Annotated in this window: 9 protein-coding genes and 1 pseudogene; 5 read left to right on the forward strand and 5 right to left on the reverse strand. The window is 70.8% G+C overall.

The features are described 5' to 3' along the window. Positions 1-44: 44 nt before the first annotated feature. The 3 genes from ACZ7G3_RS10260 to ACZ7G3_RS10270 all read left to right on the forward strand — a co-directional run bounded on the left by ACZ7G3_RS10260 (position 45) and on the right by ACZ7G3_RS10270 (position 3147). The gene (locus tag ACZ7G3_RS10260; protein WP_426598372.1) at positions 45-989 is read left to right on the forward strand and encodes an RluA family pseudouridine synthase; all 945 of its coding nucleotides are present in this window, start codon (positions 45-47) and stop codon (positions 987-989) included. After that, positions 986-1471 (forward strand): GNAT family N-acetyltransferase, encoded by a 486-nt coding sequence (locus ACZ7G3_RS10265; RefSeq protein ID WP_470924640.1) that lies wholly within the window; start codon positions 986-988, stop codon positions 1469-1471. The genes ACZ7G3_RS10260 and ACZ7G3_RS10265 overlap by 4 nt, the downstream gene beginning before the upstream one ends. An 89-nt stretch (positions 1472-1560) precedes the next feature. Further along, entirely contained in the window at positions 1561-3147 is a 1587-nt protein-coding gene (locus ACZ7G3_RS10270) for a Na+/H+ antiporter (RefSeq protein WP_426598370.1), read from the forward strand. Between the two features lie 41 nt (positions 3148-3188). Here ACZ7G3_RS10270 and ACZ7G3_RS10275 read toward each other — a convergent pair whose 3' ends face one another. Then, positions 3189-4313 carry a mechanosensitive ion channel family protein gene (locus tag ACZ7G3_RS10275; RefSeq protein WP_426598369.1) on the reverse strand — a complete coding sequence of 375 codons (1125 nt, stop codon included), beginning with the start codon at positions 4311-4313 and terminating at the stop codon, positions 3189-3191. An 89-nt stretch (positions 4314-4402) separates the two neighbouring features. On the opposite strand from ACZ7G3_RS10275, the pseudogene ACZ7G3_RS10280 reads away from it, so the two are divergent. After that, a pseudogene (locus ACZ7G3_RS10280) lies at positions 4403-5014 on the forward strand (dienelactone hydrolase family protein); the annotation flags it as partial. Here the strand turns inward: ACZ7G3_RS10280 and ACZ7G3_RS10285 are convergent. From ACZ7G3_RS10285 to ACZ7G3_RS10300, 4 genes are all read right to left on the reverse strand, one after another. Further along, on the reverse strand, positions 4999-6684 hold the full coding sequence (locus ACZ7G3_RS10285) for an alkaline phosphatase D family protein (protein ID WP_470924642.1): 1686 nt from the start codon (positions 6682-6684) through the stop codon (positions 4999-5001). The pseudogene ACZ7G3_RS10280 and the gene ACZ7G3_RS10285 overlap by 16 nt on opposite strands. A gap of 166 nt (positions 6685-6850) precedes the next feature. Further along, positions 6851-7651 (reverse strand): DsbA family protein, encoded by an 801-nt coding sequence (locus tag ACZ7G3_RS10290; protein WP_470924644.1) that lies wholly within the window; start codon positions 7649-7651, stop codon positions 6851-6853. 78 nt (positions 7652-7729) lie between these two features. After that, positions 7730-8440, reverse strand: coding sequence for a hypothetical protein (locus ACZ7G3_RS10295; protein ID WP_426598366.1), 711 nt, complete (start codon positions 8438-8440; stop codon positions 7730-7732). Between the two features lie 69 nt (positions 8441-8509). Further along, positions 8510-9850: a DUF2252 domain-containing protein gene (locus tag ACZ7G3_RS10300; RefSeq protein WP_426598365.1), complete on the reverse strand. Its 1341-nt coding sequence runs from the start codon at positions 9848-9850 to the stop codon at positions 8510-8512. Positions 9851-10138: 288 nt separating this feature from the next. Here ACZ7G3_RS10300 and dnaE point away from each other — a divergent pair, with 288 nt between their 5' ends. Then, a complete protein-coding gene (dnaE, locus tag ACZ7G3_RS10305; RefSeq protein WP_426598364.1) occupies positions 10139-13678 on the forward strand; it encodes a DNA polymerase III subunit alpha in 3540 nt (1179 codons plus the stop codon). Positions 13679-13735 lie beyond the last annotated feature (57 nt).

Below are 13735 nucleotides of genomic sequence, written 5' to 3' on the forward strand. Positions count from 1 at the left end.
AGCGCGCGGTCGGGAGTGTCCGACCCGTCCGGCATACTCGACGGGTGAGCACGATTCCCGAGATCCGTACCCTGCCCGTGCCCGACGGCCTGGAGGGCGAGCGCGTAGACGCCGCCATCTCCCGCATGTTCGGCTTCTCCCGTACCAAGGCCGCGGAGCTCGCCGCGGCGGGCAAGGTGCAGGTCGACGGATCGGTGGTCGGCAAGTCCGAGCGCGTCCACGGCGGCGCCTGGCTCGAGGTCGAGATGCCCCAGGCGCCCGCCCCGGTGCAGGTGGTCGCCGAGCCCGTCGAGGGCATGGAGATCGTGCACGACGACGACGACGTGGTCGTGATCGTCAAGCCGGTCGGCGTCGCCGCCCACCCGTCCCCGGGCTGGAGCGGCCCGACCGTCATCGGCGGACTGGCCGCCGCCGGGTACCGCGTCTCCACCTCCGGCGCCGCCGAGCGCCAGGGCATCGTGCACCGCCTCGACGTGGGCACCTCCGGCCTGATGGTGGTCGCCAAGTCGGAGCGGGCGTACACCTCGCTCAAGCGCCAGTTCAAGGAGCGCACGGTCGACAAGCGGTACCACACGCTCGTGCAGGGCCACCCCGACCCGACCAGCGGCACCATCGACGCCCCCATCGGCCGCCACCCCCAGCACGACTACAAGTGGGCCGTCACCGCCGAGGGCAAGCCCTCGGTCACGCACTACGACCTCGTCGAGGCCTTCCGCGCCGCCTCCCTGCTCGACGTGAAGCTGGAGACCGGCCGCACCCACCAGATCCGCGTCCACATGGCCGCGCACCGCCACCCCTGCGTCGGCGACCTGACCTACGGTGCCGACCCCACGCTCGCCAAGCGGCTGCGTCTCACCCGCCAGTGGCTGCACGCCGTACGGCTCGGCTTCGAGCACCCCGGCGACGGACAGTGGGTCGAGTACGCCAGCGACTACCCCGAGGACCTCCAGCAGGCCCTGGACCTGGTCCGCGAGGAGACCTACGGATGAGCGCCCCGGACCGGGCGCCGTCGTACGAGGTGCGGGTCGCCGAGGACCTCGGTGACCGGGAGGCGTGCTTCGCGGTGCGCAAGGACGTCTTCGTCGCGGAGCAGAAGGTCCCCGAGGACATCGAGTACGACGCCTACGACGCCGACGCCGTGCACGTCCTGGCGGTCCGGGCGGACGGCGTGCCGCTGGGCACCGGCCGGCTGCTGCACGGCGCGGCCGCCGCGGCGAGGAACGGCGACGGCGACCCGGCCGTCGGCTCCCTGGGCCGGCTCGCGGTGACCGCGCACGCCCGCGGGCTGGGCGTCGGGGCCGCGCTGGTGCGGGCCGTCGAGGAGGCGGCACGCGCGCGTGGACTCACCGCGGTGGACCTGCACGCGCAGACCCACGCCCTGGGTTTCTACGAGCGTCTGGGGTACGAGGCGTACGGACCCGAGTTCCCCGACGCCGGGATCCCCCACTGCGCGATGCGGCGCGCCCTGTAGGCGAAGGCGCCGAACGGGCTGGTGGGGCCGGTGACGTGGCAGGCTTGAGGTCCGCCGTGTGACGCCGAGACCCCGCCGGAGCGGTGACCGTGGATCAGCTGGCCCTGTTGTTCATGCTGCTGCTCGGGGCCCTGCTGAGCGTCCCCGTCGGTGCCCGGCTCGGGCTGCCGGCGCCGGTGCTGATGACGGTCCTCGGGATCGTCCTCGCGCTGCTCGACTTCGTGCCCGACGTCGACATCCCGCCCGAGCTGATCCTGCCCGCGCTGCTGCCGCCGCTGCTGTACGCGGCCGTGCGGCGCACGTCATGGAGACAGTTCGCGGCCAACAAACGCCCGATCTTCCTGCTGGCGGTCGCGCTGGTCTTCGTCACCATGACCTGCGTGGCCGCCGTGGCGAGCGCGATCGTGCCGGGGCTGCCGATCGCCGCCGCCTTCGCGCTGGGCGCCCTGGTGGCGCCGCCCGACCCGGTCGCGGCGACCGCCGTCGCCGGGCAGCTGGGACTGCCGCGCCGCCTGGTCTCCATCCTGGAGGGCGAGGGACTGTTCAACGACGTCACGGCCATCGTCCTGTACCACGTGGCCATCGCCGCGGCCGTCGGCGGCACCTTCTCGCCGTGGCGGGCCGGACTCGACCTGGTGCTGTCCGCCGTCGTCGCCGTCGCGGTCGGCCTCGCGCTGGGCTGGGCCACCAACAGGCTGCTGAGCGTGCTGGGGGACGCCACCCTGCAGATCGGCCTGACGCTGCTGGTGCCTTACGGGTCCTACGTCCTGGCCGAGGAACTGCACGGCTCCGGGGTGCTCGCGGTGCTCACCACCGCGATGTTCCTCGCCGAGTACGCCTTCGACGCCGACGACGTGATGACCCGGCTCGCCGGGCACACCGTGTGGGACGTCGTCGACACGCTCGTCACCGGCGTCGCGTTCGGGCTGGTCGGCCTGGAGCTGAACAACGCGATCCGCACGGCCTCCGGACGCTGGACCGAACTGCTCGGCTGGGCCGCGGCGACCGCCGGCGTGGTGATCCTGGTGCGGCTGGTGTGGCTGCTGCCGGCCACCTGGCTGACCCAGCGGCTGCACGCCGGACGCGACCACGAGGAGGACATTCCCACGTCCTGGCGGGAGACCGTCGTCATGTGGTGGTCGGGGATGCGGGGCGTCGCCTCGGTCGCGCTGGCGCTCGCGATCCCGCTGGAGACGGACGACGGGGCAGCCTTCCCCCACCGCGAGGAGATCGTCTTCATCGCGTTCGGCGTGATCATGGTCACGCTGCTGCTGCAGGGGCTGACCCTGCCGTGGCTGGTGGGCCGGCTCGGGGTGCGGGCGGACACCGAGCGGGAGAAGGAGTACGAGAAGGAGCTGGCCGTACGGGCGGCCAGGGCGGCGAAGCAGCGGCTCAGGGAGATCGAGTCGGTCGAGGAGCTGCCGGAGGAGCTGTCCGAGCAGATGCTGCGGCGGGCCTTCGACATCGGGATGCGGATCAGCCCCGACGTCGCGGACGAGGAGCGGCGCGAGGCGCAGGAACAGCGGGCCCGCCGGCTGAAGCGGATCCGCCGCATCCAGGGCGAGATGATGAGCGCCGCGCGCCACGAGGTGCTGGCCGCCCGCAGCGAACCCGGAGCCGACCCGGAGATCGTGGACCGGGTACTGCGCCACCTCGACGTGCGCAGCCTGCGCTGAGGCGAGCCCGCCTCAGCGCAGGTCACACTCTTCGGCGCAGGTCACAAGCTCTTCGCCGGCTGCTCCGGGAAGCGGCGGGGGGCGCCGTCGGGGGAGCGGCGGGGGCGCGGGGCACCGTCGTGGGACGGGCGCGGGGGCGCGTCCGCCGTGCTGACCCGCGGCAGGGCGTACGGGTGCTCGTCGGCGAGCCAGCGGATCATCCCCTCGCGGACCGTGACCCGCACCGTCCAGATGTCGTCCGCGTCCTTGGCCGTCACCAGGGCCCGCACCTGCATGGTGTTCGGGGTGGTGTCCGTGACGGTCAGGTTGTAGTCGCGGCCGTCCCAGGCAGGGCACTGGCGCAGGATGTCGCGCAGCCGTTCGCGCATCGGCTCCAGCGGCGCCGAGTGGTCGAGGTGCCAGAAGACCGTCCCGGTCATCTGAGGTGTGCCGCGCGACCAGTTCTCGAACGGCTTGGACGTGAAGTACGACACGGGCATGGTGATCCGGCGCTCGTCCCAGGTGCGTACGGTCAGGAACGTGAGGGTGATCTCCTCGACGGTGCCCCACTCCCCGTCCACCACGACCGTGTCACCCATGCGCACCATGTCGCCGAAGGCGATCTGGAACCCGGCGAACATGTTGCTGAGCGTGGACTGCGCGGCGATGCCGGCCACGATGCCGAGCAGACCGGCCGAGGCCAGCAGCGACGCGCCCGCCGCGCGCATCGCCGGGAACGTCAGCAGCATCGACGACACGGCGACCACGCCGACGACCGCCGAGACCACCCGCATGATCAGCGACACCTGGGTCCGGACGCGCCGGACCCGGGCCGGGTTCCGCTGGGCGTGGGCGTGGGCGTAGCGGGAGTACGACGTCTCGACGACCGCCGCGGCGATCCGGATCACCAGCCAGGCCGCCGAGCCGATCAGCACCAGCGTCAGCGCCCGGCCGACCCCCTCCCGGTGGTCGGGGAACACCTGTGCCTCGACGTACGACCCTCTCAGCAGCGCCGCGCAGAGGAAGAGCTGGTAGGGGATGCGGGCACGGCGCAGCAGGCCCCACAGAGGCGTCTCGGGGTGCCGTCCGTCGGCCTTGCGCAGCAAGAGGTCGGTGGCCCAGCCGATGACCAGGGTCAGCAGGACGGAGCCGCCGACCACGGTCAGCGGGCGGAGTATGGTCTCCATCCCTCGAACGTAACCGCCCGCGCCGCGCAGTGAACCTGTGACTTCCGTCCCGTCCCGGGTATCGCCGCGACCGCGTTGTCACACCCGGCTGGCACCATGGCCCCATGAACATCGTGCTCTTTCACTCGACCCTTGGCCCCAGGCCCGCGGTGCGGCAGGCCGCCGACCGGCTGCGCGACGCCGGGCACCGGGTGTGGACCCCGGACCTCTTCGAGGGCCGGACGTTCGACACGGTCGAGGAGGGCATGGCCCACCAGGAGGAGATCGGCAAGGAGGAGCTGCTGAAGCGGGCCGTGCTGGCCGCCGCCCCCTATTCCGAACGGGGACTGGTGTACGCCGGGTTCTCGCTCGGCGCCTCCATCGCCCAGACCCTCGCCCTCGGCGACCACCGCTCCCGCGGACTGCTGCTCCTGCACGGCACCTCGGACATCGCGGCCACCGCCTCCGTCGACGACCTGCCGGTCCAGCTGCACGTCGCCGAGCCGGACGCCTTCGAGACGGACGACTGGCTCAGCGCCTGGTATCTCCAGATGGGCCGGATCGGCGCCGACGTCGAGGTGTACAGATACGCCGGGGCCGGCCACCTCTACACCGACCCCGACCTGCCCGACTACGACGAGGAGGCCGCCGAGGCCACCTGGCGGGTGGCGCTCGGCTTCCTGGAGACGCTGGACGCGGACGCGTCTCAGACCGGGGCGTAGACGCGCTCGACCCGCTGCGTGCCACTGCGGGTGCGGTACGAACGGGCCCACTTCGAGGTGGCGTCCGGGTCGGTGCGGTCGGAGACGACGTAGTAGTCCATCTGCGTCCGGTCCGCGGTGATGTCCAGCACGCCGTAACCGTGCCGGTCGGTGTCGACCCAGCGGACGTGCCGGTTCGCGGCCCGGATGACCGGTGCGGCGATCGCCGAGACCGTGCCCTCGGGGACCTTCACGATGTCGTCGAGGTTGTCGGAGGTCACCGAGGTGACGACGAACTCCGTGGCGGCCGAGGCGGACAGCGGGTACGTGGCGGCGTTGTGCGGCACGTCGTTGGCCCACGCCATGTGGATGTCACCGGTCAGGAACACCGTGTTGCGGATGGCGTGCGCGCGCAGGTGGGCCAGGAGTTCGCGGCGGTCGTCGGTGTACCCGTCCCACTGGTCGGTGTTGAGGGCGAGGCCCTCCTTGGGCAGGCCGAGCAGTTCGGCGAGCGGCTTCAGCAGTTCGGCGGGGATCGACCCGACGGCGAACGGCGAGATCATCACCGAGTTGCCGACCAGCCGCCACGTGGTGTCGGAGGAGGCGAGCCCGGACTTCAGCCAGTCCATCTGGGCGCGGCCGGTGAGGGTGCGGTCCGGGTCGTCGACCTCGCCGTCGCCGAGCGCCACCTGCTGCGAGCGGAAGGTGCGCAGGTCCAGCAGCGACAGGTCGGCCAGCCTGCCGAAGCGCAGGCGGCGGTAGGTGGTGCCGGCGATCGCGGGGCGCACCGGCATCCACTCGAAGTAGGCCTGCTTGGCGGCGGCCTGACGCGCCGCCCAGGTGCCCTCGGCGCCCTCGGTGTGGTTCTCGGCGCCGCCCGACCAGGCGTCGTTGGCGATCTCGTGGTCGTCCCAGATCGCCACGACCGGTGCGGCGGCGTGCAGCGCCTGGAGGTCGGGGTCGGTCTTGTAACGGCCGTGCCGGACGCGGTAGTCGGCGAGCGTGAGGATCTCGTGGGCGGGCGCGTGCGGCCGTACGACGGTGTCGCGGGCGCCGTACTCGCCGGTGCCGTACTCGTAGATGTAGTCGCCCAGGTGCAGCCAGGCGTCCAGGTCGCCGCGGGCCGCGAGGTGCCGGTACGACGAGAAGTGGCCGGCCTCCCAGTTGGCGCAGGAGACCACGCCGAAGCGCAGGCCCGTGACGGCCGCGTCGGGGGCGGGGGCGGTGCGGGTGCGGGCGGCGGGGGAGTCGGTGGGGCCGGCGGAGAAGCGGAACCAGTAGTCCGTGGCGGGCGCCAGGCCCCGGATGTCGGCCTTGACGGTGTGGTCGGAGGCCGCCGTCGCGGTGGTGGCCCCCTTGGCGACGATGTCCGTGAACGCCTTGTCTCTGGCGACGACCCAGCTCACCTCGGTGTCCGGCCCGGCACCGGAGCCCGGTATGGACTCGGGCGTCGGGGTCACCCGGGTCCACAGCAGGACGCCGTCGGGCAGTGGGTCGCCGGAGGCGACGCCGTGCAGGAAGGCGGGGGCGACGCCTGCGGCGCCGGCGGGCGGCGCCGTGACGAGCGGGGCGGCCAGGACGGCGCCGGCCGCCGCGGCCTTGACGACCGTACGGCGGCTCGGGGTACGGGTGTTCGCGCTGTCGGCGGACGGCGCGACGGTGTTCTCGGATGATCTGTGTCGACTGGTCACGACCGATCAGGTTACTGATCGGTATGCGCGCGGGCGGGCGAACTCGCAAAAGTTCGCCCGCCCGTCGGCCGTGCTTCGATGCGGTGTCACCCCTGCCGGGGGTCACCCCCGGCGGCGACCCCCGGCGGTGACCCCCGGCAGGGGTCACGCGGGGGTCACGCGGGGATCACTTGGTGACGCCCGCGTCCTTGAGCGCCTTCTGCCACTCGGCGTCGGTGCCAGGGGTCTCGATCACCTTGTCGTTGATCTTGACGGTGGGGGTCGAGTCGACGCCCTCGGCGTTCTGGAAGGAATCGCTCATCTTCATCGCCCAGGCGTCGTAGGTGCCCTTCTCCACGGCGTCCTGGAACTTCTTGTTGTTCTTCAGGGCGTCGACCGTGTCCGCCACCTTGATCAGGTAGTCGTCCTCGGCGAACTCGTCGGTCGACTCCGACGGGTGGTGCTCGGCGGAGTACAGCGCGGTCTTGTAGTCGATGAACGCCTCGGGGCTGACGTTCAGCGCGGCGCCGAGCGCGCTCAGCGCGTTCTTCGAGCCCTCGCCGCCGAGGTTCCCGTCGAGGAAGGTGCCGATCGTGAAGGAGAGCTTGTACGTGCCGTCCTCCATGCCCTTGTTGACGGCCTCGCCGACGCCCTGCTCGAAGGAGGCGCAGCCGGGGCAGCGCGGGTCCTCGTAGAGGTGGACGACGTGGTCGCTCTTGGAGTCGCCGAGGGTGACCGTGGTGCCGTTCTTGCCGGAGGTGTTGGCCGGGGCCGTCACCTTGGCGTCGGCGGCCTTCTCCCAGCCCGAGGGCTCGTTCATCTGCATGACGGCGTAGCCGATGCCGCCGGCTATCGCCAGCACGCCGACGATGGAGCAGGCCACGACGACCTGCCGCTTGGCCTTGTCGCGCTTGGCCTGACGCTCGCGCTCCTGGCGCAGGCGCTCACGGGCCGCCGTCTTGGCCGCCTGGCTGTTCCGCTTGCTCATGGTGGTGATCTCTCCGGGGACGCGCACACAGGGGTGTGCGGAATACGTATGGGGGGACTGCCGGTACTCGGTGACGGGTCACACGAGGACGACCGAGCGCGGTGGTCCGCGCCGTCCCAGGGAGTGCGTGAGGATCCGCTCGCGGGCGCCGGTGGTGCGGCGGGCCGGGGCCGCCGGGCGGCGCACCGCCGTCGGGGCCCGGCGTACGCTCACGGCCGCGACGGCGAGCAGCAGCGGCCGGAAGGTGGTCGCGGCCACCGCGCTCAGCAGCTGGGCCAGTGCCCGCTCGCCGCGCCGCAGCCAGGCCGCCGCCAGCAGGCCGACGCCGACGTGCGCGCCGAGCAGCAGCCAGGCGGTCGCCGGGCCGGCGCCGGTGAGCACGGTCGCCAGCCGGTCGGTCTCCGCGCCGGTCACCCGGGTCAGCGGGGCGGCGACACCGGCGTGGACGCCGGTCCCGTCGCCGCACAGCACGTCGAAGCCCACGGAGCGCAGCGGGCCGGTGACCGGGCCGCCCGTCCGTCCGTAGCAGACGTGCTGGCCGGTGGTGAAGACCGTGTCGGCGGCCAGCTCCAGCGGGATCAGCAGGGCGGCGATCCGCCCGAAGCCGCGCTCGCGCCGCCCGGCCAGGGCGTACGCGATCAGGAACACGGCGGCGGCGACCGCGGCCACGGTGGGCAGCGGCAGCGGGACCCCGGACAGCAGCACGTGCGACGCGGTGCTGAGGGTCACGACGAGTGCCGTGAACAGCGCCGCGCGTACGGCTCTGAGCGGGGTTCCGGATATGTCCATAGCGATAGCAGAGTGTGTCATGGGGCCCGGTAAGGGACCCCTAAAGGGTTCCTGTGAGAGAGCCGACGGTTACAGACCCGGAATCCGGCCGTTGCGGAACAGGTCGACGAAGGTCTGGTGGTCGGCACGCGCGCGTGCGCCGTAGCGGTGCGCGAAGTCGACCAGCAGGGGCGCGAAACCCTCCTCGTCGGCGGCGATCGCCGCGTCGATGGCCCGCTCGGTCGAGAAGGGCACCAGGGACTCACCGGACTGGTCGTCCGCCGCCGCGTGCATCGTGGCCGTGGCCCGGCCCAGGTCGGCGACGACCTCGGCGATCTCCTCCGGGTCGTCGATGTCGCCCCAGTCCAGGTCGACGGCGTACGGCGAGACCTCGGCGACCAGCTGGCCCGAACCGTCCAGCTCGGTCCAGCCCAGCCACGGGTCGGCGTGTGCCTGGAGGGCGCGCTGGGAGATCACCGTGCGGTGGCCCTCGTGCTGGAAGTAGTCCCGGATGGCCTGGTCGGTGATGTGCCGGGAGACCGCCGGGGTCTGGGCCTGCTTGACGTAGATCACGACGTCGTTCTCCAGGGCGTCGCTGTTGCCCTCCAGGAGGATGTTGTACGAGGGCAGGCCGGCCGAGCCGATGCCGATGCCGCGGCGGCCGACGACGTCCTTCACGCGGTAGGAGTCCGGGCGGGCCAGGGAGGACTCCGGGAGCGTCTCCAGGTAGCCGTCGAAGGCCGCGAGCACCTTGTAGCGCGTGGCGGCGTCCAGCTCGATGGAGCCGCCGCCCGGGGCGAAGCGGCGCTCGAAGTCGCGGATCTCGGTCATCGACTCCAGCAGCCCGAAGCGGGTCAGGGAGCGGGCGACGCGCAGCGCGCCCAGCAGCGGCCCTTCCGCGGTGTCCAGGGTGAACGGCGGCACCTCGTCGCTCTTGGCGCCGGTGGCGAGGGCGTGGATGCGCTCGCGGTACGCGCCCGCGTACACCCGCACCAGCTCGGTGATCTGCTCGTCGCTGAACGCCTTCGCGTACCCGATGAGCGCGACGGAGGCGGCGAAGCGCTTGAGGTCCCAGGTGAAGGGGCCGACGTAGGCCTCGTCGAAGTCGTTGACGTTGAAGATCAGCCGGCCGGTGGAGTCCATGTACGTGCCGAAGTTCTCCGCGTGCAGGTCGCCGTGGATCCACACCCGCGAGGTGCGCTCGTCCAGGTACGGCCCGCCGCTCTTCGGACCGAACTCCTGGTCGACGGTCAAATCATGGTAAAAGAGGCATGCCGTGCCGCGGTAGAAAGCGAAGGCCGAGGCCGCCATCTTCCGGAACTTCACGCGGAACGCCGCCGGATCCGCGGCCAGCAGCTGGCCGAAGGCGGTGTCGAAGACGGCGAGGATCTCCTCGCCGCGGTGCTCCTCGTTGAGCTGCGGGACCGACATGCCTGGTGCCTCCTGGTGCGGGTGGTGCGCGACGAGTGGAGCGGATCTCCACTCGGACCAACGTTCGAAGAGGTGCGGGAGTGCCCGCGCCGGGGGTCCGCCCCGACACGCGGGCCCGCCCCCGAAGGTACGCGGGGATGCCCCCGGAGTGTCAGTGCCGAGGCATAGACTTCGACGCTGACCCCCCGGACCGACCGCCGCCCGCCGCCGGCCCGTCACCCGCCCGTCGCCCGACCACCGCCCCTCGACGAGGCGCTTCGCGCCACAGCCCTGATTTGGAGGCCGAACGTGTCCAAGCCGCCGTTCACGCACCTGCACGTCCACACCCAGTACTCGCTGCTGGACGGTGCCGCGCGGCTGAAGGACATGTTCGACGCCTGCAATGAGATGGGCATGACGCACATCGCCATGTCCGACCACGGCAACCTGCACGGGGCGTACGACTTCTTCCATTCCGCGAAGAAGGCCGGAGTCACCCCGATCATCGGGATCGAGGCGTATGTCGCCCCCGAGTCGCGCCGCAACAAGCGCAAGATCCAGTGGGGCCAGCCGCACCAGAAGCGGGACGACGTCTCCGGTTCGGGCGGTTACACCCACAAGACCATGTGGGCGACCAACAGCACCGGCCTGCACAACCTCTTCCGCCTCTCCTCCGACGCGTACGCCGAGGGCTGGCTGCAGAAGTGGCCCCGGATGGACAAGGAGACCATCTCCCAGTGGTCCGAGGGGATCGTGGCCTCCACCGGCTGCCCCTCCGGCGAGGTGCAGACCCGCCTGCGCCTCGGCCACTTCGACGAGGCCCTGAAGGCGGCCGCCGACTACCAGGACATCTTCGGCAAGGACCGGTACTTCCTGGAGCTGATGGACCACGGCATCGAGATCGAGCACCGGGTCCGCGACGGCCTGCTGGAGATCGGCAAGAAGCTCGGCATCCCGCCGCTGGTGACGAACGACTCGCACTACACCTACGCGCACGAGGCGACCGCCCACGACGCCCTGCTGTGCATCCAGACCGGCAAGAACCTCTCCGACCCGGACCGCTTCCGGTTCGACGGCACCGGCTACTACCTGAAGTCGACGGACGAGATGTACGCCATCGACTCCTCCGACGCCTGGCAGGAGGGCTGCGCCAACACGCGCCTGATCGCCGAGATGATCGACACCACCGGCATGTTCGAGAAGCGCGACCTCATGCCGAAGTTCGACATCCCCGAGGGCTTCACCGAGGTCACCTGGTTCCAGGAGGAGGTCCGCCGGGGCATGGCGCGCCGCTTCCCCGGCGGCGTCCCGGAGGACCGCCAGAAGCAGGCCGAGTACGAGATGGACGTCATCATCCAGATGGGGTTCCCGGGCTACTTCCTCGTGGTCGCCGACTTCATCATGTGGGCGAAGAACCAGGGCATCGCGGTGGGCCCCGGCCGAGGCTCCGCGGCCGGTTCGATCGTGGCGTACGCCATGGGCATCACCGACCTCGACCCGATCCCGCACGGTCTGATCTTCGAGCGGTTCCTCAACCCCGAGCGCGTCTCCATGCCCGACGTCGACATCGACTTCGACGAGCGCCGGCGCGTCGAGGTGATCAGGTACGTGACGGAGAAGTACGGCGCCGACAAGGTCGCCATGATCGGCACGTACGGCAAGATCAAGGCGAAGAACGCCATCAAGGACTCCGCGCGCGTGCTGGGCTACCCGTACGCGATGGGCGACCGGCTCACCAAGGCGATGCCCGCCGACGTCCTCGGCAAGGGCATCGACCTCAACGGCATCACGGACCCCACGCACCCGCGCTACAGCGAGGCCGGCGAGATCCGCTCGATGTACGAGAACGAGCCGGACGTGAAGAAGGTCATCGACACCGCCAAGGGCGTCGAGGGCCTGGTGCGGCAGATGGGCGTGCACGCGGCCGGCGTGATCATGTCCAGCGAGCCCATCGTCGACCACGCCCCGATCTGGGTGCGGCACACCGACGGCGTGACCATCACGCAGTGGGACTACCCGCAGTGCGAGTCGCTCGGCCTGCTGAAGATGGACTTCCTCGGCCTGCGCAACCTCACGATCATGGATGACGCCGTCAAGATGGTGAAGTCCAACAAGGGCATCGACCTCGACCTGCTGTCGCTGCCGCTGGACGACCCCAAGACCTTCGAGCTGCTCCAGCGGGGCGACACGCTCGGCGTCTTCCAGTTCGACGGCGGGCCGATGCGTTCGCTGCTGCGGCTGATGAAGCCCGACAACTTCGAGGACATCTCCGCCGTCTCCGCGCTCTACCGTCCCGGCCCGATGGGCATGGACTCGCACACCAACTACGCGCTGCGCAAGAACGGCCTGCAGGAGATCACGCCGATCCACAAGGAGCTGGAGGAACCCCTCCAGGAGGTGCTGTCCGTCACCTACGGCCTGATCGTCTACCAGGAGCAGGTGCAGAAGGCCGCCCAGATCATCGCGGGCTACTCGCTCGGTGAGGCCGACATCCTCCGCCGCGTGATGGGCAAGAAGAAGCCCGACGAACTGGCGAAGAACTTCGTCCTCTTCCAGGAGGGCGCCCGCAAGAAGGGTTACAGCGACGAGGCCATCCAGGCCCTGTGGGACGTGCTGGTCCCCTTCGCCGGCTACGCCTTCAACAAGGCGCACTCGGCCGCGTACGGACTGGTCTCGTACTGGACCGCGTACCTGAAGGCGAACCACCCCGCCGAGTACATGGCCGGTCTGCTCACCTCGGTCAAGGACGACAAGGACAAGTCGGCCGTCTACCTGAACGAGTGCCGGCGCATGGGCATCAAGGTCCTGCCGCCCAACGTCAACGAGTCCATGTCGAACTTCGCCGCGCAGGGCGACGACGTGATCCTCTTCGGCCTCTCCGCCGTCCGCAACGTCGGCACCAACGTCGTCGAGTCGATCATCAGGTGCCGCAAGGCCAAGGGGAAGTACGCCTCCTTCCCCGACTACCTGGACAAGGTGGAGGCGGTCGTCTGCAACAAGCGGACGACGGAGTCGCTGATCAAGGCCGGCGCCTTCGACGAGATGGGGCACACCCGCAAGGGCCTCACCGCGCAGTACGAGCCGATGATCGACAACGTGGTCGCGGTCAAGCGCAAGGAGGCCGAGGGCCAGTTCGACCTCTTCGGCGGCATGGGCGAGGAGGCGCACGACGAGCCCGGCTTCGGACTCGACGTCGTCTTCGGCGAGGACGAGTGGGACAAGACCTATCTCCTCGCCCAGGAGCGGGAGATGCTCGGTCTCTACGTCTCCGACCACCCGCTCTTCGGCCTGGAGCACGTGCTGTCCGACAAGGCCGACGCGGGTATCTCCCAGCTCACCGGCGGTGACTTCGGCGACGGCGCGGTCGTCACCATCGGCGGCATCATCTCCGGTCTCCAGCGCAAGATGACCAAGCAGGGCAACGCCTGGGCGATCGCCACCGTCGAGGACCTGGCCGGCTCCATCGAGTGCATGTTCTTCCCGGCGACGTACCAGCTGGTGTCCACCCAACTCGTCGAGGACGCGGTGGTGTTCGTCAAGGGGCGGCTGGACAAGCGGGAGGACGTGCCCCGGCTGGTCGCCATGGAGCTGATGGTCCCCGACCTGTCCAACGCGGGCACCAACGCGCCCGTGGTCCTCACGATCCCGGCGACCCGGGTCACCCCGCCTATGGTCAGCCGGCTCGGCGAGATCCTGACCCACCACCGGGGCGACAGCGAGGTCCGGATCAAGCTCCAGGGGCCGACGAAGACGACGGTGCTGCGTCTGGACCGGCACCGGGTGAAGCCCGATCCGGCCCTGTTCGGCGACCTGAAGGTGCTGCTCGGGCCGTCCTGCCTGGCGGGCTGAGCGGCCGAGGCGGGCGAAAAGGCTGAGCGGCCGAGGCGGCCGAAAGGGCTGAGCGGC

It is taken from the genome of Streptomyces sp. NPDC037271, from assembly GCF_055603605.1.